General features: G+C 69.0%; 18 protein-coding genes. 14 read left to right on the forward strand and 4 right to left on the reverse strand.

Annotation, left to right across the window (positions count from 1 at the left end):
- The first annotated feature begins 89 nt into the window (after positions 1-89).
- The 8 genes from DTS01S_RS04815 to pbpC all read left to right on the forward strand — a co-directional run bounded on the left by DTS01S_RS04815 (position 90) and on the right by pbpC (position 8,624).
- Positions 90-1,157 (forward strand): ABC transporter ATP-binding protein, encoded by a 1,068-nt coding sequence (locus tag DTS01S_RS04815; RefSeq protein ID WP_047217398.1) that lies wholly within the window; start codon positions 90-92, stop codon positions 1,155-1,157.
- Between the two features lie 91 nt (positions 1,158-1,248).
- Positions 1,249-2,544, forward strand: a complete 1,296-nt coding sequence (locus DTS01S_RS04820) for an ABC transporter substrate-binding protein (RefSeq protein WP_061287398.1) — start codon at positions 1,249-1,251, stop codon at positions 2,542-2,544.
- A gap of 21 nt (positions 2,545-2,565) precedes the next feature.
- Positions 2,566-3,462: a carbohydrate ABC transporter permease gene (locus DTS01S_RS04825; protein ID WP_061287399.1), complete on the forward strand. Its 897-nt coding sequence runs from the start codon at positions 2,566-2,568 to the stop codon at positions 3,460-3,462.
- The gene (locus tag DTS01S_RS04830; RefSeq protein ID WP_061287400.1) at positions 3,459-4,307 is read left to right on the forward strand and encodes a carbohydrate ABC transporter permease; all 849 of its coding nucleotides are present in this window, start codon (positions 3,459-3,461) and stop codon (positions 4,305-4,307) included. The genes DTS01S_RS04825 and DTS01S_RS04830 overlap by 4 nt, the downstream gene beginning before the upstream one ends.
- 48 nt (positions 4,308-4,355) lie before the next feature.
- The gene (locus DTS01S_RS04835) at positions 4,356-4,745 is read left to right on the forward strand and encodes a VOC family protein (protein ID WP_016447842.1); all 390 of its coding nucleotides are present in this window, start codon (positions 4,356-4,358) and stop codon (positions 4,743-4,745) included.
- On the forward strand, positions 4,742-5,611 hold the full coding sequence (locus tag DTS01S_RS04840) for an endonuclease/exonuclease/phosphatase family protein (RefSeq protein ID WP_061287401.1): 870 nt from the start codon (positions 4,742-4,744) through the stop codon (positions 5,609-5,611). The genes DTS01S_RS04835 and DTS01S_RS04840 overlap by 4 nt, the downstream gene beginning before the upstream one ends.
- Positions 5,612-5,705: 94 nt before the next feature.
- Positions 5,706-6,266, forward strand: a complete 561-nt coding sequence (locus tag DTS01S_RS04845) for an HdeD family acid-resistance protein (RefSeq protein ID WP_012207099.1) — start codon at positions 5,706-5,708, stop codon at positions 6,264-6,266.
- Between the two features lie 33 nt (positions 6,267-6,299).
- A complete protein-coding gene (pbpC, locus tag DTS01S_RS04850; RefSeq protein ID WP_061287402.1) occupies positions 6,300-8,624 on the forward strand; it encodes a penicillin-binding protein 1C in 2,325 nt (774 codons plus the stop codon).
- Positions 8,625-8,662: 38 nt separating this feature from the next.
- On the opposite strand, the gene DTS01S_RS04855 is transcribed toward pbpC, so the two are convergent.
- Together DTS01S_RS04855 and DTS01S_RS04860 are read right to left on the reverse strand one after the other, a co-directional pair.
- Entirely contained in the window at positions 8,663-9,628 is a 966-nt protein-coding gene (locus DTS01S_RS04855; RefSeq protein WP_016447839.1) for a bifunctional helix-turn-helix transcriptional regulator/GNAT family N-acetyltransferase, read from the reverse strand.
- Positions 9,629-9,783: 155 nt separating this feature from the next.
- A complete protein-coding gene (locus tag DTS01S_RS04860) occupies positions 9,784-11,442 on the reverse strand; it encodes an L-lactate permease (protein WP_016447838.1) in 1,659 nt (552 codons plus the stop codon).
- A 219-nt stretch (positions 11,443-11,661) separates the two neighbouring features.
- On the opposite strand from DTS01S_RS04860, the gene DTS01S_RS04865 reads away from it, so the two are divergent.
- Positions 11,662-12,837: an alpha-hydroxy acid oxidase gene (locus tag DTS01S_RS04865; RefSeq protein ID WP_016447837.1), complete on the forward strand. Its 1,176-nt coding sequence runs from the start codon at positions 11,662-11,664 to the stop codon at positions 12,835-12,837.
- 64 nt (positions 12,838-12,901) lie between these two features.
- Here the strand turns inward: DTS01S_RS04865 and DTS01S_RS04870 are convergent, their stop codons facing one another.
- Positions 12,902-14,602, reverse strand: coding sequence for a 2-isopropylmalate synthase (locus DTS01S_RS04870; RefSeq protein ID WP_061287403.1), 1,701 nt, complete (start codon positions 14,600-14,602; stop codon positions 12,902-12,904).
- A gap of 296 nt (positions 14,603-14,898) precedes the next feature.
- Here DTS01S_RS04870 and DTS01S_RS04875 point away from each other — a divergent pair, with 296 nt between their 5' ends.
- A complete protein-coding gene (locus DTS01S_RS04875) occupies positions 14,899-15,756 on the forward strand; it encodes an AraC family transcriptional regulator (RefSeq protein WP_016451140.1) in 858 nt (285 codons plus the stop codon).
- 19 nt (positions 15,757-15,775) lie between these two features.
- Here DTS01S_RS04875 and DTS01S_RS04880 read toward each other — a convergent pair whose 3' ends face one another.
- Positions 15,776-16,324: a DUF3455 domain-containing protein gene (locus tag DTS01S_RS04880; protein ID WP_016447834.1), complete on the reverse strand. Its 549-nt coding sequence runs from the start codon at positions 16,322-16,324 to the stop codon at positions 15,776-15,778.
- A 304-nt stretch (positions 16,325-16,628) separates the two neighbouring features.
- On the opposite strand from DTS01S_RS04880, the gene DTS01S_RS04885 reads away from it, so the two are divergent.
- From DTS01S_RS04885 to DTS01S_RS04900, 4 genes are all read left to right on the forward strand, one after another.
- Positions 16,629-17,213, forward strand: a complete 585-nt coding sequence (locus tag DTS01S_RS04885; RefSeq protein WP_016447833.1) for an RNA polymerase sigma factor — start codon at positions 16,629-16,631, stop codon at positions 17,211-17,213.
- Positions 17,214-17,250: 37 nt separating this feature from the next.
- Positions 17,251-18,078 carry an anti-sigma factor gene (locus tag DTS01S_RS04890; RefSeq protein WP_016451141.1) on the forward strand — a complete coding sequence of 276 codons (828 nt, stop codon included), beginning with the start codon at positions 17,251-17,253 and terminating at the stop codon, positions 18,076-18,078.
- A gap of 232 nt (positions 18,079-18,310) precedes the next feature.
- Positions 18,311-19,249, forward strand: a complete 939-nt coding sequence (locus DTS01S_RS04895) for a DMT family transporter (RefSeq protein WP_017404187.1) — start codon at positions 18,311-18,313, stop codon at positions 19,247-19,249.
- Positions 19,250-19,291: 42 nt separating this feature from the next.
- Positions 19,292-20,605 (forward strand): Y-family DNA polymerase, encoded by a 1,314-nt coding sequence (locus tag DTS01S_RS04900; RefSeq protein ID WP_016447830.1) that lies wholly within the window; start codon positions 19,292-19,294, stop codon positions 20,603-20,605.
- Positions 20,606-20,787 lie beyond the last annotated feature (182 nt).

Below are 20,787 nucleotides of genomic sequence, written 5' to 3' on the forward strand. Positions count from 1 at the left end.
CCTGAGCTGCCTGAGCTGCCTGAGCTGCGCGGGGCGCCAGTCCGGTGGCGCGACACGGGCCTGTCACACAGCCTTCCTAGACTGGCGTGATGTCCTTGATCGAGATGGAAGGTGTTGCCAAGTCCTGGGGCGGCACCACGGCACTGCAGGCGCTGGATCTGCGCATTGAACCCGGATCCTTTTGCGTGCTGCTCGGTCCCTCGGGCTGCGGCAAGTCCACCACGCTGCGCATCATCGCGGGCCTGGAAAGCGCCACCTCGGGCCGTGTGCGCATCGATGGGCAGGACGTCACCCAACTGCCGCCCGCTCGGCGCGGCATTGCCATGGTGTTCCAGAACTACGCGCTGTTCCCGCACCTGACGGTGGCGCAGAACATCGGCTTCGGCCTGTCCGTGCGCAAGGTCCCGGCGGCCGAGGCACGCCGGCGCATCGACGAGGCCGCCGCGCTGCTGGGCCTGGACGCGCTGCTGGCGCGCCGGCCCGGCCAGCTGTCGGGCGGCCAGCAGCAGCGCGTGGCGCTGGGCCGCGCCCTGGTGGCCCGCGCCCGGGTCTGCCTGATGGATGAGCCGCTGTCCAACCTCGACGCCCAGCTGCGCCAGGAAATGCGCACCGAGCTGCGCGAGCTGCAGCGGCGCCTGGGCCTGACCGTGGTCTATGTCACGCACGACCAGGCCGAGGCCATGGGCATGGCCGACCAGGTGGTGCTGCTCAGCCAGGGGCGCGTGGAGCAGTGCGCCGCGCCCCAGGAGATCTACCGCCGGCCCGCCACCACCTTTGCCGCGCGCTTCATCGGCACGCCGGCCATGAACATCGCACGCCTCGACGGCCTGCACATTGCGGGCAGCCATGCCAGCGCCGCGCCCGCCGGCCTGCAGCAGCCGGGCCAGGCGCGCTGGCTGGGCGTCAGGCCCGAGGACATGCGCCTGTCGCTCCATGGCGATGTCGGCAGCGGCCCCGTGGTCGCTGCCGACATCGAGAGCCTCGAATACCTGGGCGCCGACCTGGTGCTGCGCTGCCGCGTGGGCAGCGAACAACTGATGGTGCGCACCGCTGGCAGCCAGCTCGGCGGCCTGCAGCCGGGCCAGCTCGTGGGCCTGCGCTGGGCGCGCGAGGCCACGCATTTCTTTGACGAACAGGGGCGGCGCTGCACGGCCTGAGGCCGTGGCACCGCTCCTATCTTCCTCCGCAGTTCCACCGTTTCAGCCGTTCCGGCTTTCGCACCCGAAGCACCTTCCAGGAGAGTCCGCCATGCAACGCCATGCCTTCCTCAAAACCCTCGCAGCCGCTGCCGCCCTGGCCGCCACGGGCCTGCTGCACACCGCCAGCGCGCAGACGCCGCTGGAGGTGCCGTTCTACTTTCCCGTGGCCGTGGGTGGCCCCATCACCAAGGTGATCGACGGCTATGCGGCCGAGTTCAACAAGGCCCATCCGCAGTACCGGATCACGCCCGTCTATGCGGGCACCTACCAGGAGACCATCGTCAAGGCGCTGACGGCCCACAAGTCGGGCAAGCCGCCGGCCACCTCGGTGCTGCTGTCCACCGACATGTTCACGCTGATCGACGAGGACGCCATCGCCCCCATCGACGACTTCGTGAAGACCGATGCCGACCGGGCCTGGCTCAAGGGCTTCTACCCGGCCTTCATGGCCAACAGCCAGGCGGGCGGCAAGACCTGGGGCGTGCCCTTCCAGCGTTCCACCGTGGTCATGTACTACAACAAGGAAGCCTTCAAGGAAGCCGGCCTGGACCCGAACAAGGCGCCGCAGAACTGGAAGGAACTCAAGGAAGCCGCCCACAGGCTGACGAAGAAGGACGCCAGCGGCAAGGTCGTGCAGTACGGCATCCAGATCCCGTCCACCGGCTTTGCCTACTGGATGCTGCAGACGCTGACCACGCCCAATGACGTGCTGCTGGCCAACGAGGCCGGCACCCAGGTCACGCTGGACAGCCCCAAGGTAGTGGAGGCGCTGGACTACTGGGTGGGCCTGGTCAAGGAAGGCGTGCACCCTGCCGGCGTGGTGGAGTGGGGCACGACGCCCAAGGACTTCATGGAAAGAAAGGCCGCCATCATCGTCACCACCACGGGCAACCTGACCAATATCCGTGCCAATGCCAAATTCGACTTCGGCGTGGGCCAGATCGCAGGCAATGTGCGCAAGGGCTCGCCCACGGGCGGGGGCAACTTCTACCTGTTCAAGAAGGCGCCCCGGGAGCAGCAGGAGGCGGCCTTCCAGTTCATGAAGTGGGTCACCCAGCCCCCGCTGGCCGCGCAGTGGAGCATGGACAGCGGCTACGTGGCCGTCTCGCCCGCCGCCTATGACACGCCCGCGCTCAAGAAGTACGGCCAGGACTTCCCGCAGGCCCTGGTGGCGCGCGACCAGCTGCCCGTGTCGGTGGCCGAGTTCTCCACGCATGAGAACCAGCGCGTGACCAAGGTGCTCAACGACGCCGTGCAGGCCGCCCTCAACGGCAGCAAGACCTCGGCCCAGGCCCTGCAGGATGCGCAAAAGGAAGCAGACCGCATCCTGCGCCGCTACAAGTGATGGCGCAGTGCCGCTGACCGCATGAGCTCCGCCCCCGCCTCCCTTGTCCGCGGCCGCCAGGCCGTCCATGCCTGGCTGATGCTGCTGCCGGCGCTGGTGCTGCTGGTGGCCTTCACGCACTGGCCGGCCGTGGCCACGCTGATCGACAGCCTGCATGCCACGCCGCGCGGCGGCCAGCCGGGGCCATGGGTGGGGCTGGAGAACTACGCCGTCATGGTGGACGACCCGGTGTTCTGGCAGGCCGTGCGCAACAACCTGTGGTTTGCGGCGGCCACGATTCCGCTGTCCATGGCGCTGGCGCTGGCCATGGCGCTGTGGGTCAACGAGAGGCTGGCCGGCCGCGCCTTCGTGCGCATGGCGTACTTCACGCCCACGGTGCTGCCCATGATTGCCGTGGCCAACATCTGGCTGTTCTTCTACACGCCGCAGTACGGGCTGCTGGAGCAGTTGCGCGGTGCGCTGGGGCTTCCCGCGCACAACTGGCTGGGCGACCCGTCCACGGCGCTGGCCTGCGTGACCGTGGTGGCGGTGTGGAAGGAGGCGGGCTTTTTCATGATCTTCTACCTGGCCGCGCTGCAGACGCTCAATCCCAGCCTCAGGGAAGCTGCGGCCATCGAGGGAGCCTCGCGCTGGTACTTCCTGCGCCGCGTGCAGTGGCCGCTGCTGATGCCGACCACGCTGTTCGTGCTGGTCAACGCGGTGATCAATGCCTTTCGCCTGGTGGACCATCTCTTCATCCTCACGCGCGGCGGGCCGGACAACGCCTCCACGCTGCTGCTCTACCACCTGTACGAGGTGGGCTTCCAGTTCTGGGACACGGGCTATGCGGCGGCCATCACCGTGGTGCTGGTCGTGGTGCTGGCGGCCGTGGCGCTGCTGCAGTTCTTCGTGCTCGACAAGAAGGTGCACTACCAATGAGCGCCGCACCCGTTGCCCCGCGCCATGCGCCGCCCGCGCTGTACGGCGCCACCTGGCTGGACACGCTGGCCGCCTGGCTGCTGGCCCTGCTGTGGATACTGCCGCTGGCCTATGCGTTCTGGACGGCCTTCCATCCGCCCGAATACTCGGCACGCTTCGACCTGGCCGCGCCCTGGACGCTGGAGAACTTTCGCCGTGCCTGGCAGGCCGCGCCCTTTGCGCGCTATTTCCTGAACACGGCCGTGCTGGTGGTCATGATTTTGGCGGCCCAGCTGGTGCTGGGCACGCTGGCGGCCTATGCCTTTGCACGCTACCGCTTTCGCGGCCAGGGCCTGGCCTTTGCGCTGGTGCTGGTGCAGCTGATGATCATGCCGGACATCCTGCTGGTGGCGAACTACCAGACCGTGTCGCGCCTGGGCGCCGTCGATACGCTGCTGGGCATAGGCCTGCCGTACTTCGCATCGGCCTTCGCGATCTTTTTGCTGCGCCAGACCTTCCTGGGCATTCCCCGGGAACTGGACGAGGCCGCGCGGGTGGAGGGTGCCAGCACCCTGCAGATCCTGTGGCGCGTCTACGTGCCGCTGGCGCGGCCCGTGTACCTGGCGTTTGCGCTGGTGTCGGTGAGCTTTCACTGGAACAACTTCCTGTGGCCGCTGATCATCACCAACAGCGTGCAGGCGCGCCCGCTCACTGTGGGGCTGCAGGTGTTCTCCAGCGTGGAGTCGGGCGTGGAATGGGCCACCATCACGGCCGCCACGCTGATGAGTTCGGGCCCGCTGCTGGTGGCCTTCGTGCTGTTCCAGCGCCAGTTCGTGCAGAGCTTCATGCGTGCGGGGATCAAGTGACGGCGGTGCTAAAGTCACTCTTCCCTGCTTTCAATGCCGAGGTTCACCATGTCCGGACCCGCTAGCGCCGGCCTGTTCATCTACGCCAAGCAGCCTGACAGGCTGGCGCTGTTCTACATGGAGGTGCTGGCCATGCGCATGCTGCACCACACGAGCGAGCTCATGGTGCTGCAGTCGCCGGACCTGCAACTGGTGCTGCACGCCATTCCCGAGGCGATTGCGCGGCACATCACCATCACCGAGCCACCCCAGCCGCGCGAGAACGTGGCCATCAAGTTCTTTGCCACCGTGAAAAGCTTTGCGGCCGTGCGCCCCCTGGTCATCGCCCATGGCGGCCAGCTGTGGGAGCAGTCCTGGCTGGGCCCGGGCTTTCGCGTGTGCAACGCCATGGACCCCGAAGGCAACCTGTTCCAGCTGCGCGAGCCGCTGTCCGCATGATGCAGATCCTCACCTGGAACACCCAATGGTGCCTGGGCCTGGACGGCCGCATGGACCCGGAGCGCATCGTGGCGCATGCACTGTCCATGGCCGATATCGACGTGCTGTGCCTGCAGGAAATCGCCATCCACTATCCGGGCCTGCAGGGCGCGCCCGGCGACCAGGTGGAGCAGATCCGCCAGGCCCTTCCCGAAGGCTGGAAGGTCTTCTTCGGCGCGGCCGTGGACGAATTCACGGCCGTGGGCCGGCAGCGCTTCGGCAACCTGGTGGCCACGCGCCTGCCTGCTCTGCAGGTGGCCCATCACCGCCTGCCGTATCCGCACGATGGCGGCGTGCGCAGCATGCCGCGCTGCTGCACGGCAGTGACCGTGATGGATGCCGCACTGGGCCCCGTGCGCGTGATGAGCACCCACCTCGAATATTTCTCGCGCCGCCAGCGCATGGCCCAGGCGCTGGCGCTGCGTTCCCTGCAGATCGAGGCTCTGGGCCAGGCCGAGGCGCCGCCCCAGCCCGCCAGCGACGGCTCGCCCCAGCAGACCAAGCCGCACACGCCGCATGCCGTGCTCTGCGGCGACTTCAACTTCGAGCCGCACGAGGATGAATACGCCGGCCTGTCCGCCCCCTGGGCGGCCGGCGAGCAGGGCGCCCTGAGCGCCGGCCAGTGGCACAACAGCTGGAGCGTGCTGCACCCGGACCAGCCCCAGCCGCCCACCTTCCGGTTATTCGACCGCCAGTGGGGCCCCGAGCCCGGCGCCTGCGACTTCGCCTGGGTCAGCGACAGCCTGCGCGGCCATGTGCGCGGCTGGGCCGTGGACAGCGACACAAGGCTCTCCGACCACCAGCCCGTGCTGCTGCAGCTGGATTGATCCAGGTCAGGGTCCGCCGCCAAGCCGGCCTTCGCCTACAGACAGTGTGGCGGGCCTGCTCCAAGGTCATGGGGACTGTTTTGAAGGAGCATCCATGAGCCCCAATCCGCTGTCCACGATTCTTCACCGCACCTGGTGGGTGCTGCTGCTGCGCGGCCTGGTCGCCATCGCCTTCGGCGTGCTGACCTGGGCGCAGCCGGCGGTATCGCTGGCGGCGCTGGTGCTGACCTTCGGTGCCTTCACCTTCGTCGATGGCCTGCTGGGCGTGTATTCGGCCATCCAGGGGCGCGACCAGATGCGCCATTGGTGGGTGCTGCTGCTGTGGGGCCTGGCCGGCGTGGTGGTGGGCGTGCTCACCGTGGTCGCGCCCGGCGTCACGGCCCTGGTCATGACGCTGTACATCGGCGCCTGGGCCCTGGTCACGGGCCTGCTGCAGATCGTGGCGGCCGTGCGGCTGCGCAAGGAGATCACGGGCGAGTGGCTGCTGATCCTGGGCGGCGTGCTGTCCGTGCTGTTCGGCGCCTTCGTGCTGGCCCAGCCGGGCGCGGGCATGATGGCCATGCTCTGGGTGCTGGCCACGTATGCGGTGGTCTTCGGCGTGCTCATGGTGCTGCTGTCCTTCAAGCTCAAGAAGGGCATACGCCATTCTTCCTGAGCCGCTGGTGCAAAGGCGGACAATGCCGGCTCCATGATCGAATCCCGGCGACCTTCTCCCTTCATGCGTCTTCCCCGCGCGGCCCTGGCGGCCGCGCTGCTGTTCGCGGCGGCCGGTGCCGCCCAGGCGCTGCCCAGCTTTTCCGAAGTCCGCGAAGGCCACCGCTCCTCCGAGACCGAACTGCTCTCGCGCGAGGGCGAGGTGCTGCAGCGCCAGCGCACCGACGCCAGCGTGCGCCGTGGCGACTGGGTGGCCCTGGCCGACATCTCTCCCGCGCTGCGCACGGCCCTGGTGCTCAGCGAGGACAAGCGCTTCTACGAGCACAGCGGCGTGGACTGGGCGGCCGTGTCCGCCGCCGCCTGGGGCAACCTCTGGAACCAGCGCACGCGCGGCGCCAGCACCATCACCATGCAGTTGGCGGGCCTGCTGGACGGCGACTGGCGCCAGGGCCCGGGCGGGCGCAGCGTGGTGCAGAAACTGGGTCAGACCGTCTCTGCCCAGGTGCTGGACCGGCGCTGGCGCAAGGACCAGATCCTGGAGGCCTACCTGAACCTGGTGCCCTTCCGGGGCGAGATCGTGGGCATCGATGCGCTGTCGCGCACCCTGTTCGGCAAGGCCGCGCACGGGCTGGACGCACGTGAGGCCGCCATTGCCGCCGCCCTGGTGCGCGCGCCCAACGCCTCGCCCGAGCGCGTGGGCCGGCGCGCCTGCGGCGTGCTGCAGTCGCTGGCGCCCGAGGATGCGGCGGCGCGCGACTGCACTGCCATGGAACTGCTCACCGCCAGCGTGCTGCTGCGCCGGCAATGGGCGGCCAGCGAAGGCCAGGCCCCGCATCTGGCGCGCCGCCTGCTGGCCGAGCCGCAGTCCAAAGGCCAGGCCCGCGTGCGCTCCACGCTGAGCGCGCCCGTGCAGCGCTTTGCCGTGCAAAGCCTGCAGCAGCAACTGCGTGAGCTGCAGGGCCGCAACGTGGAGGACGGCGCCATCGTCGTGCTGGACAACGCCACGGGCGAGGTGCTGGCCTGGGTGGGATCGTCGGGCGAATTGAGCCAGGCGGCCGAGGTGGATGGCGTCACGGCCATGCGCCAGCCCGGCTCCACGCTCAAGCCCTTTCTCTACGCCCAGGCCATTGCCGAGCGGCGGCTGACGGCGGCCTCGCTGATCGAGGATTCATCGGCCCACATTCCCACGCAGAACGGGCTCTACATCCCGCAGAACTACGACCGGCGCTTCAAGGGCTGGGTCTCGGCGCGCACGGCGCTGGCGTCGTCGCTCAACGTGCCGGCCGTGCGCACCCTGGTCATGGTCACGCCCGATGCCTTCTTCTCGCAACTGCAGCGCCTGGGCCTGCCGCTGCGCGAAAGCGGCGGCTACCACGGCTTCAGCCTGGCGCTGGGCAGTGCCGAGGTGCCGCTGCTGCAGCTCACCAACGCCTACCGCGCCCTGGCCAACGGCGGGCAGCTGACGCCCGTGCGCTGGGCGGCGCAGCCCACGGGCGCGGGGTCCGCAGCGCAAAAGCCGGCTGCGCCCGTGCAGGCCATCGATGCACGCGCGGCCTTCATCGTGGGCGACATCCTGTCCGATCCCATGGCGCGCGCGCCCACCTTCGGCACCGACAGCGTGCTGGCCACGCGCTTCTGGACGGCCGTCAAGACCGGCACCAGCAAGGACATGCGCGACAACTGGGCCGTGGGCTGGTCGCAGCGCTACACCGTGGGCGTGTGGGTGGGCAATGCGCGCGGCGAGGCCATGCACTCGGTCAGCGGCACCAGCGGCGCGGCACCTGTCTGGGCCGCCGTGATGGGCTTCCTGCATGCCCGCACGCCCAGCCGCGCGCCCAAGGCGCCGGCGGGCGTGCTGCAGCAGGCCGTGCGCTTCGGTCCCGATGCGTCGGGCCTGCCGCTGGAGAGCGCGCGCAGCGAATGGTTCGTGGCGGGCACGCAGCAGAGCCTGTTCGCCATGGCGGGCAGCGGCCTGCCTGCCGCATCCGCATCGACACGCGGGACTTCGGCCGCCTCGCCCGTGCGCATTGCGCGCCCGGCCAACGGCACCATCCTCGCGCTGGACCCCGACATTCCGCCAGACCGCCAGCGCGTGCAGCTGTCGGCCCGCCCCGCAGGCACGGCCGCCACGCAGGAATGGCAGGACGCCAGCCTGCGCTGGCGCATGGTCAGTGCTGCCGCGCCCGGCGCGGCCGAGCCGCCGCCCAAGGAGATCGGCCGGGGGGCTGCCGCCGCCTGGATGCCCTGGCCCGGCCGCCACCGGCTGGAACTGGTCGATGCCAAGGGGCAGGTGCTGGACAGCGTGCAGGTGGAGGTGCGCGGCGCCGGCGTGGTGGCTTCGCGCGCGGGCGGGCGCTGAAGGCCGCAGTGCGGCCCCAGGGCAACCTCAGGGCAGCATCAGGGCCGAGCCCGCACGAAGCGCTGCTCGGTCACGGTCTCGCCCCATTGCTGGCCCGGCCATTCCTCGGCCAGGGTGAAGCCTGACGATTCGTAGAGCCGGCGTGCCGCATCCAGGCCGCTGAACGTCCACAGCTGGGTGGCCTCGAAGGCCTGCTGGTCGCAGAACGCCAGGGCCTGCTGCAGCAGCTGGCGCCCCGTGCCGGCGCCGCGCAGGCCGTCGTCCAGGATGAACCAGCGCAGGTGCGCCTGGCGGTCCTCGGGGTGCTTGGCCAGGTCCTCGCCATCGATGGCCACGGAGCCCACGACGCGGTCGCCGTCCAGCGCCGTCCACAGCTGGTTGCAGGGCTTGTCCAGCCGGCTAGCGAACTCGGCCAGGCCGCTGGCCACGCGGCTTTCGAAGAAGACGCCGAAACCTGCGTGGCGTGCATAGAAGCGCGCATGCATTTCCACGATGCGGCCGATGCAGCCGGGCCGGTATCCGGGCAGGACCTGTATCTGCGCGGGTGCGGGCAGGGGCTCCTCCTGCCGATGCGCCTGCAGTGCCTGGGCGTAGAGGGCCAGCCCGCGCGAGACCGCCTGTTGCTGCGGCGGCTGCATGCGGTCCAGCGCGGCCGTCACCTGCTGGCGCCCGAAGGCCTCGATGGCGGCCAGCGTGCGCCGGCCCTTGGCGGTGAGGGCCAGCCGCTTGACGCGGCCGTCCTCGCCATCGGCGGTTTCCTTCAGCTCGCCGGCCTCCACCAGCTTGCGCACCATGCGGCTGACGCTGGATTTCTCCAGCCCCAGCGCCTGGGCCAGCTGCGAGGCCGCCATGGACCCCTGCGCGCCGATCTCCAGGATGGCGTGCACGGCCGAGGGCGGATAGTCCGTGGCCGCCAGCGTGGCCTGCATGAAGCCCAGCTCGCGCACCATCTGGCGCGAGGCGGCGCGGATGTCGTCCACCAGGGAAAGATCGTGCTGCGGCATGGGTGCTCCTTGGGGCCGTGCAGGGTTTGAATATGGTTGCATGGTACAACCATAAATGCCGCTGCGCATCTGTTGATGCAGCGATGCGTACCCCAGGCGCAAAAAAGCCGCCCGGCGCATGCGGGCGGCTGGGGCCTGGCGCAGATGCGCAAGGCTCAATTGACCATCAGGCGGAACGGCCAGACATAGGCCTGCAGCGTCACGAAGATGCCCATCAGGCAGGCCAGGGCGACGGAGTGGAAGAACACGTAGCGCAGGATGTCGCCCTCGTGGTTGAACCAGCGCGTGGCCGTGGAGGCGACGACGATGGACTGCGCATCGATCATCTTGCCCATCACGCCGCCCGAGCTGTTGGCCGCGCCCATGAGGTTGGGCGACAGGCCCAGCTGCTCGGCCGCCACCTTCTGCATGCCGCCGAACAGCACGTTCGATGCCGTGTCCGAACCCGTGAGCGCCACGCCCAGCCAGCCCATCAGCGTGCCGAAGAAGGGGTAGAACACGCCCGTGTTGGCGAAGGCCAGGCCCAGCGTGGTGTCGGTGCCCGAGTAGCGCGTCAGCGTGCCCAGCGCCAGCATCAGCACGATGGTGATGAGCGAATAACGCACCAGCCAGAGGGTGCGCACGAACTGGCTGACCAGTTGCACGGGGTTGTACTTCATGACTAGGCCGCCCACGATGGCCGACAGCAGGATGCCCGTGCCCGTGGCCGACAGCAGGTTCAGCGTGTAGATGGCGCCTTCCTTGGTGGGCTGGCGCACCACGGGCGGCACCTTCTCGACCATGTTGTGCAGGCCTTCCATGGGAAAGGCCGGTGCGAACAGGCCATTGAGCGCCGCCTTGACCGAGGGCAGGCCCCAGATGAAGACGAAGACCGTGAGGATGGCCCAGGGCGTCCAGGCGCGGATCACGTCGGCGCGCGGGTGCTGGGTCACGGCGCGGGGCGCCTGGGCCTCGCCGCCGCTGCTCTCATGGCCCTTGAGCGAGGTCGAGCGCCAGATGGTCCTGGGCTGCCATATGCGCAGGAAGCCGACCGTGCAGACCATGGAGACGATGGCCGCGATGATGTCCACCAGCTCGGGTCCGATGAAGTTGGACACCAGGTACTGCGGAATGGCGAAGGACACGCCGGTCACCAAAATGATGGGCCAGATCTCCATCATGGCCTTGCGCCCGGCAAAGGCCCAGATCAGCCAGAACGGCACCAGCACCGAGAAGAACGGCAGCTGGCGGCCGACCATGGCCGTGACCTCCATCAGGTCGTAGCCATGGACCTTGGCCAGCGTGATCACCGGCGTGCCCAGCGCGCCGAAGGCCACGGGCGCGGTATTGGCGATCAGCGACAGGCCCGAGGCGGCCAGCGGCGAAAAGCCCAGGCCGATGAGGATGGCCGCCGTCACGGCCACGGGCGTGCCGAAGCCGGCCGCGCCCTCGAAGAAGGCGCCGAAGGCGAAGGCGATCAGCAGCAGCTGGATGCGCCTGTCCTCGGTGATGCCGGCAATGGAGTCCTGCAGGATCTTGAAGCTGCCGTTCTTCTCGGTCAGCTGGTGCAGGAAGATGATGTTCAGAACGATCCAGCCGATGGGCAGCAGCCCCGTGAAGCCGCCGAACAGCGCCGCGCGCCCGGCCATGCCGGCCGGCATGTTGTAGACGAAGACCGCGATCACCAGCGCGGCAACCAGCCCGGCGCCGGCCGCCAGATGGGCCTTCATGTGCAAAAAGCCCAGTCCCACCAGCATGACCACGACCGGAATGGCCGCAAGCAGTGTGGACAGCCACATGTTGGAAAGAGGGTCGTAGACCTGTTGCCAAACCATAGGAGCTTCTCCTGAAGAGTTTTTAGGATGTTGTGCGGGGCGGATCGTTACTCCCATGGCGGTTTGGCGCACTAGCGTTAGCCCTGGGTTGGGCTGCGAGAGAGAAAATTTCAATCGGCGCACAAATCACTTCAAACCCGAACGGGTGGCCGGAGCCCGCGCACGGCACTACCATGCTCGGCAGTCCCGCGGCATGCGGGTTCCAGAAAGCCAGCAAACGTGTCCACCGACCTTTCCAAAATCACCTGCATCGAAGACCTGCGCGTCGTGGCCCAGCGCCGCGTGCCGCGCATGTTCTATGACTACGCCGATTCGGGTTCCTACACCCAGGGCACCTACCGCGCCAACGAGGACGACTTCCACCGGATCAAGCTGCGCCAGCGCGTGGCCGTGAACATGGAGGGGCGCAGCACGCGCACCACCATGATCGGCGAGCAGGTCGCCATGCCCGTGGCCATCGCGCCCACGGGCCTGACCGGCATGCAGCATGCCGACGGCGAGATCCTGGGCGCGCGCGCGGCCAAGGCCTTCGGCATTCCGTTCACTCTGTCCACCATGAGCATCTGCTCCATCGAGGACATTGCCGAGCACACGGGCCGCCATCCGTTCTGGTTCCAGCTCTATGTGATGCGCGACCGCCGGTTCATGGAGCGCCTGATCGAGCGTGCCCGTGCCGCCAACTGCTCGGCCCTGGTGCTGACGCTGGACCTGCAGATCCTGGGCCAGCGCCACAAGGACATCAAGAACGGCCTGTCCACGCCACCGAAGCCCACGCTGCGCAACCTGGCCAACCTGGCGACCAAGCCGCACTGGTGCCTGGGCATGCTGGGCACCAAGCGCCGCACCTTCGGCAACATCGTCGGACATGTGGATGGCGTGGCCGATATGAGTTCGCTGTCGTCGTGGACCGCCAGCCAGTTCGATCCCAGCCTGAACTGGGGCGACGTGGAGCGCATCAAGAAGCTCTGGGGCGGCAAGCTCATCCTCAAGGGCATCATGGACGCCGAGGACGCGCGCCTGGCGGCCGACAGCGGCGCCGACGCGCTCGTCGTCAGCAACCACGGCGGGCGCCAGCTCGATGGCGCACCCTCGTCCATCGAGGCGCTGCCGGGCATTGCCGAGGCGGCGGGCAAGGACATCGAGGTCTGGATGGACGGCGGCATCCGCAGCGGGCAGGACGTGCTCAAGGCGCGTGCCCTGGGCGCCCAGGGCACCATGATCGGCCGCAGCTTCCTCTACGGCCTGGGTGCCTACGGCGAGCATGGCGTGACGCGCGCCCTGCAGATCATCCAGAAGGAGCTGGAGACCACCATGGCCTTCTGCGGCCACACGCAGATCGATACCGTGGACCGCAGCATCCTGCTGCCCGGAACCTATCCGGGCGCCGTGCGCTGAACCGGCAAAAGCTGCACGAGAAAAGGACCGCCTCGGCGGTCCTTTTCTCCTTTCAGGCTGCGCCTCAGGCTTGGGCAGGTACGCGCCGGTTTTCCGGCTGCGCCGCCACCAGCCGGCCCGCCGCATGCAGCACGGCCAGGATGGACGCGGTCACGATGTTGGCATGGCGCCCCGCACCGAAGCGCGTGCCCGCCACGCCGGGCAGGGCGGCCTCGACGATGGCCAGCGCCGTGGCGCCGGCGCCCTGGCCCAGGCTGCGCTCCTCGTAGTGGTCTATGCGCAGCGCCACGCCCAGGTGCTGGCCGATGGCAGCGGCCACGGCGTCGATGGGACCGCTGCCCTCGCCATGCAGCTGCATTCGAAGCCCGTCCGTCCGCACCACTTCCAACGCAATGCCCTGGCCCTTGGCGCTGTCGAACAGATGGTGGCTGTGGTAGCGCCAGGGAAGCTGCCGGGGTGCGAGGTAGGTGGACTCGAACAGCTCCCACAGGTCTTCACTGGCCAGCTCGGCCTCGCTGGCGTCGGCCTGGCGCTGCACCACGGCGCTGAATTCCACCTGCATGCGCCGGGGCATGGTCACGCCATGGTCGCGCTGCAGCAGGAAGGCGATGCCGCCCTTGCCCGACTGGCTGTTGACGCGCACGATGCTGTCGTAGGTGCGGCCCAGGTCCTGCGGGTCGATGGGCAGGTAGGGGACGCGCCAGGGCGCATCGGGCCGTTGCGCCGCAAAGCCCTTGGCGATGGCGTCCTGGTGCGAGCCCGAGAACGCCGTGAACACCAGGTCGCCCACATAGGGGTGGCGCGGGTGGATGGGCAGGGCCGTGCATTCCTCCGCAATGCGCGCCACGGCGGCGATGTCCGAGAAGTCCAGTCCCGGCGCGATGCCCTGCGTGTACAGGTTGAGCGCCAGCGTCACCACATCGAGGTTGCCGCTGCGCTCGCCATTGCCGAACAGGCAGCCTTCCACGCGCTGGGCGCCGGCCAGCAGCGCCTGCTCGGCGCAGGCCACGCCCGTGCCCCGGTCGTTGTGCGGGTGCACGGACAGCACGATGTGCTCGCGCCGCTCCAGGCGGCGGTGCATCCACTCGATCTGGTCGGCGAAGACATTGGCCGTGCTCACCTCCACCGTGGTCGGCAGGTTGATGATCATGGGCCGCGCGGGGCCTGCATCCCAGGCGCGGATGGCCGCGTTGCACACGGCCAGCGATACCTCCAGCTCGGCCATGCAGAACGTCTCGGGCGAGTACTGCAGAACCCATTCGGTCTCGGGGTGGGCATCGGTGAGTTCGCGCAGCAGGGCGATGTGCCGCTCCACCATGGCGATGATCTCGGGCACCTGCATGCCGAAGACGATCTCGCGCCAGGCCGGTGCCACGGCGTTGTAGAAGTGCACGATGGCGCGCCGCGCGCCGGCCACGCTGACCACCGTGGCGCGGATCAGGTCCTCGCGCAGCTGGGTGATGACCATGGGCGTCACGTCGGCGGGGATCAGCCCTTCGTCGATCAGGTGGCGCACGATGGCGTAGTCGGTCTGCGAGGCAGAGGGAAAGCCCACCTCGATCTCCTTGAAGCCTATGCGCACCAGCTCGTGGAACAGGCGCAGCTTGCGCTCGCGGTTCATGGGCTCGAACAGGGCCTGGTTGCCGTCGCGCAGGTCGGTGGACAGCCACACGGGCGCCTGGCTCAGCTGGCGCGAAGGCCATTGGCGGTCGGGCAGGTCGACGGCGGGGAAGGGAAGGTATCTGGACGCGGGATTCTTCAGCATGCGGGCCTCGCAGGAAACGCTGGGTATGCAGCCACCGGATCGGCCGGCAGCCCCGCTCTCCTGGCTTCCCGGTGTGGGGAAGCTGCGCCAGGCCGGGATCAGGGAGAGTCGGTGCGAAATGCGGCGCCTGCGCAGGCGCCCGGACCCCGGCCATGGGCCAGGGATGGTAGGGAGGGCGAGGGCAGGCGGTGCATGGTGCGATGGCGGTGAATCACAGGGAACGGTTGCCAGTTTGCGGGCAGGGCGTTTGTCTGTCTTTATAGAATTTCTCATTTTCTCCATGGATCTGGACAAACATGCGCACTGCCGCCGACCTTCCCGCCGTGCCCTGTGGCCATGCCGGCCTGCCTGAGCTGCAGGCTGCCGCGCCCTTGCCCGTCACGGGCGTGGCCGGCGACTACCCGGCCGGGATGGAAGTGCAGGAGCACTCCCACGAATGCTGCCAACTGCTCTATGCCGTTCAGGGCGTGCTGGAGGTGCGTGCGCGCAGCGGGCGCTGGGTGGTGCCACCCACGCGCGGCGTCTGGCTGTGCTCGGGCGTGCCGCACAGCCTGCGCATGCGTGGTGCCGTGCAGGTGCGCAGCCTGTTCGTGGATGCCCAGGCGGCGCAGGGGCTGCCGGTGGCGGACTGCGTGATCGAGGTCTCGCCGCTGTTGCGCGAGCTGATCAGCGAGGTCGCGCGCTGGCCGGCGGCGCCGCAGCGCGGACAGGATGAAACGAGAAACCGGCTGGTCGTCGAACTGCTGCTGCAGGAATTGCGCCAGCCGCCTGTCGTGCCATTTCACCTGCCCTGGCCGCAGGATGCGCGCATGGCGGCTGTCTGCCGCGCGCTGGCCGAAGAAGGCCAGGCCGTGGGCCAGGGCGGTGAACGGGCTGAAAACCTGGCCGCCACGGCCGCCGACTGGGCCGCACGGCTGGCCATGGGCGAGAAGACCTTCCACCGCCATTTCCTGCAGGCCACCGGCCTGAGTTTCGGCCGCTGGCGGCAGCGCGCGCGGCTGCTGTCGTCCATGCAGGCCCTGCTGGCCGGCCGGCCCATCGTGCAGGTGGCGCTGGAGGCCGGCTATGAAAGCCACAGCGCCTATTCGCTGGCCTTCAGGCGCCAGTTCGGCATGCCGCCCTCGGCCTTCGGGGCAGGGGGCGGGCAGCCGTAGCGGCACCGGTGGCGGCGGATCAGGAAGCCTTCCAGATGATGTAGTCGGCCTGGTACTGCACCACCTGCTTTTGGCCCAGCGTGGAGCTGTTGCAGGCCATGGCCGGCGCCACGCCGCCGCGCGTGGCCACGCGCTGGATATAGGTCACGCCCTGCATGGCGCCCATGCCGGTGGCAGGTTCGGCCTTGACCAGTTGCAGGGGGATGTTGCCTGCGCTGGACGGAGCCACCGCGACCTGGGTGGCCGTGACCTTGGAGCCGTCCTGGTGCGCCCAGGTGGCGGGCGGGCCGAAGTAGCGGCCGATGACGCGGCCCTGGCGGTCCGTCAGGCGGGCATCGGGGCCGACGAAGGCCCACTCCTGCTCCATCGCCTGGTCCTTCTTGGCGCGGCACTCGTAGGTGATCTGGCCGATGCCGACGGTTTCCATGGCGACCTTGTGGCCTGCGGGCACCTGCACGGCGGCCGGCAGGCCGGACTGGGAATAGCTCTTGCTCATGTCCATGGAGGAGCAGGCGCCAAGCGTCAGTGCAGCCATGGTGGCCAGGCCGAGGGGGAGGATGTAGCTCATGAGGTTCTCCAGGTCGAGGGGTTGAGGGATGTCGCCTTGGACCGCTGTCCGGGGCGCGACACACGGAATACGCAGCATGGGTGAGGTTGGATTCACCTGGGTGCAAAAAAAATTTATCCGCATCCGGTTCGCAATGTGCTGCGTATTGCCCAGTGAGAGCCGGCGCAGGCCGGCAGACCGGTACCAGACCCCCTGCAGGCCACCGATATGACCCCTGCAGCCGATTGAAGGACACGACAAGCCCCCCGGGGCGGCGACGCAACAGTGCGGGCCACGGGGCCGCCCGCTCGCCCACAATGCGTGCATGGGCACCACACCAACCGACCAAGAGCTGATGGACCTTCTGGACCGCATCGCAGCGCAGGACGAGCCCGCGCTCCGCAGCCTGTACGAGGCCACCTCGTCCCGGCTGTACGGGCTTGCGCTGCGCATCCTGCGGCACAAGGACTGGGCCGAAGACGTGCTGCAGGACAGCTACCTGCACATCTGGCGCAGCGCCTCGGGCTACCGGGGCTCGCTGAGCCCGCCGCTGGCCTGGATGGGCCTGGTGGTGCGCAGCAGGGCGCTGGACTTCCTGCGCCGGCGCCGCGCCGAACGCCTGCACCTGAACGAGGAGTTCGATGAGGCGCAACTGGCGGCCCATGGCGGCGGTAGCGATGAAAGCCAGGGCCCGCTGCAACTGGCCGAGGCCAGCGAGCAGGCGGTGGCGCTGTACCAGTGCCTGGAGCGGCTGGAAGGCCGCCAGCGCGAGGTGGTCAGCCTGGCCTACCTGCGTGACCTCAGCCACGGCGAACTGGCCGGCCAGCTGCAGTTGCCGCTGGGCACGGTCAAAACCTGGATCCGGCGCGGCCTGGAGCAGTTGCGCCGCTGCCTCTCGCGCCATGCGTGATGCAGATGACATGCTCTGAGCGGCCCAAGGATTTGCCATGAATATTTCCCGACACCCCGAACTGCTGGACCGGCTGGCCGCCGCATACGCCCTGGGCACGCTGCGCGGTGCGGCACGCCGCCGCTTCGAGCAACTGGCCCGTGACCAGGCCCCGGTGCGCGCCGCCGCCCTGCTGTGGCAGGGCCGCTGGTCGGCCCTGTCCGAAATGCAGGCTCCCGTGCGCCCCGACGATGCGGTCTGGGTCCGCATCGACAACCTGCTGCAGGCCGAAAAAGCCCGCGCCGCCCAGCCGCACCGGCGGCGCGCCGTTGATGGGCAAGGCCTGGACGAACGCGCGAAATCCGGCGTGGGCCGTGCCCTGGCCTGGTGGCGCGGCGCGGCCCTGCTGGGCGCCTGCGCCACCGTGGCGGCCGTGGCCGTGGGGCTGTGGTCGCACCAGGACCTGCGCCAAAGCGGTGAGCGCCAGCTGGCCGTGCTGCGCAACCAGCTGCAGGCCGCCCAGGTCGCGCTGCAGGCAACGCCCCAGATCCAGTACGTGGCCGTGCTGGCCGACGACAAGGCCGATGCCTCCATGCTCGTGACCTTCGACCCCGGCAAGAACAGCCTGGTGCTGCAGCGCGTGGGCGACTTCCACGAGGCCGCAGACAAATCGCTGCAGCTGTGGGCCCTGCCGCCCCAGGGCGGCCCGCAATCGCTGGGCGTGCTGGGACGCGACAAGCTCGTGAAGCTGACGGCAGCGGCCGCCGAAGTCCAGGGCGTGCCTGCCTTGGCCATCAGCCTGGAGCCCAAGGGCGGCGTGCCCAGCCAGACCGGGCCCACGGGACCGGTGCTGTTCAAGGGCGCGCTGATCCGGCGCGACCTGTAGCGCGCCGCGCAGGCCCGCTCGCCATTGGCGACGGCCGTGCTGCTGCACAACGCAGCCTGCTTGCCCTGGCCAGAGCAGGGCGCGCGTGCAGCGTTGGCTGGCCGGCCTCTGTTTCGCTGCCGGGCGCGGCAGCCTTCTCCAAGTGCGTGCGCCTGGTGCCCGACCGGCGGCTATGCTGGCCGGCACTCAGTCGCCCGCGCCATGCCGGCGGTGCCTTCCCTTTTTTGCCGACATGCTTTCTTCCCTCCAAGACCTGACCTGGCTGTGGGTGCCCGTGGTGCTGTTCGCCGCAGCCGCCCAGACTGTGCGCAATACGGCCCAGCGCTCGCTGACCTCCGAACTCGGCACCCTGCCGGCCACCCTGGTGCGCTTTCTCTACGGCCTGCCGTTTGCCGGCATCTACCTGCTGGCGCTGTACCTGGGAGGGGACGGGGCCTGGGCGCTGCCCCGGTTCTCCTGGGCCTACCTGGGCTGGATCGCGCTGGGCGCCTTCTTCCAGGTAGCGGCCACGGCGGCCTTGCTGCTGGCCATGAAGGAGCGCAACTTCGCCGTGGCCGTCACCCTGTCCAAGACCGAGGTGCTGCAGGTCGCCCTGTTCGCAGGCCTCTTCCTGCACGAGCTGCCCACGGCCGTGGCCCTGCTGGCCATGGCGCTGGCCACCTTGGGCGTGCTCATCCTGTCGCTGCCGCCGCGCGGCCAGATGCTGTCGCTGTCGGCCTGGGCCAGCCGCTCGGCGCTCTACGGCCTGGCCTGCGGTGCCTGCTTTGCCATCGCCACCGTGGGCTACCGGGGCGGCGCCGTGGAACTGGCGCGCCTGGGCGAGATATCTCCCTGGCTGTCGGGCGCCTGGGGCGTGCTGATTGCCCAGCTCATGCAGACCCTGGGCCTGGGCGCTTGGATTGCGCGCACCCACGCGCAGGGCCTGCGCCCCATCTTCCGCGCCTGGCGCGTGTCGCTGCTGGCCGGCGGCATGGGCGCGGCCGCCTCGCTGGCCTGGTTCACCGCCTACGCCCTGCAAGGCGCCGCGCCCGTGCGCACGCTGGGCATGGTCGAGGTGGTGTTCAGCTACATCGTCTCGCGCCGCGTGCTCAGCGAAAGCCTGAGCCGCCAGGAGAAGATCGGCATGGCTCTGATGGTGCTGGGACTGGTCCTCATCTGCCTGCAGGGATGAATGGTCCAGGGCCTGTGGGAACAAGCCCTGCAGGCTGTATGAATGCACAGTTGCCGCAATAATGGCGGCGTGCCTGAAACGACACCCACGACACCCGCAAGCCCTGCCGATGCTGCGCCTGCGCGCCGCATCGCCCACCTGGACATGGACGCCTTCTATGCCTCGGTGGAGCTGCTGCGCTATCCGCAGCTCAAGGGACTGCCCGTGGTCATCGGCGGCGGGCGCCGCGCGCATGACGAGGCGCTGGATGCGCGCTACGCCGGGCGGCTGCACGAGATTCCGGTGGACGAGTTCTCGCGCCTCAAGGACTACGTCGGCCGGGGCGTGATCACCACGGCCACCTACCCGGCGCGCCAGTTCGGCGTGGGGTCGGCCATGGGCATGATGAAGGCCGCGCGCCTGTGCCCCCAGGCCATCATGCTGCCCGTGGACTTTGCCGAGGTGCGGCGCTTCTCGCGCATGTTCAAGGAGATCATCGTCTCCATCGCCCCGCTGATGGAGGACCGCGGCGTGGACGAGGTCTACATCGACTTCACCGACGTGCCTGGCGGCCAGCGCGAAGGCGGGCGCGTGCTGGCTCGGCTGATCCAGAAAACCATCACCGACGCCACGGGCCTGACCTGCTCCATCGGCGTGGCCCCCAACAAGCTGCTGGCCAAGATGGCCAGCGAATTCAACAAGCCCAACGGCATCTCCATCGTCCAGCCCGAGGACCTGCAGACCGTCATCTGGCCGCTGGCCTGCCGCAAGATCAATGGCATAGGCCCCAAGGCCGACGCCAAGCTGCAGGCGCTGGGCATACGGACCATCGGCGAGCTGGCCGCGCAAAGCCTGCCCCAGCTCGTGCAATGGTTTGGCCGCGCCTACGGCAACTGGCTGCATGGTGCCTCCTGGGGCCGTGACGACCGGCCCGTGGTCACGCACAGCGAGCCCGTCTCCATGAGCCGCGAGACCACCTTCGAGCGCGACCTGCACGCCGTGCGCGACCGGGCCGAACTGAGCGCCATCTTCACCGACCTGTGCGAACGCCTGGCCCAGGACCTGCAGCGCAAGGGCTACATGGGCCGCACCGTGGGCATCAAGCTGCGCTACGACGACTTCAAGACCGCCACGCGCGACCACACGCTGGAGCTGCCCATGGCCGATGCCGCCACCCTGCGCCGCGCCGCAGGCCAATGCCTCAAGCGCGTGCCCCTGGCCAAGCGGCTGCGCCTGCTGGGCGTGCGCGTGGGCAACCTCGTTCGCACGGCCGACTGGAACGCCACCGCCCACGACCCGCTGGCGCGCGAGCAACTGCTCAGGGGACCGGCCCAGCCCGCGCCGGACAGCGATCCCTTTACACCTCAACTGTTCTGAATCATCACCACAAATCTGGCGCACACGCTGTAAAACCATGCACCAGTTCCGAGCATGGGACTGAGGTTGCCGTGCTGTGAGATGATTTGGAAATGTGAATTTGTGTTTCCGTTTGATGGATTCCGGTGGCTTCAGAGCGCTTCGCCTTGCCATTTCACAAGAACAAGAGACATCCCAAAGGA

The sequence above is a fragment of the Delftia tsuruhatensis NBRC 16741 genome (assembly GCF_001571325.1).
GTDB classification, from domain to species: Bacteria; Pseudomonadota; Gammaproteobacteria; order Burkholderiales; family Burkholderiaceae_C; genus Comamonas; species Comamonas tsuruhatensis.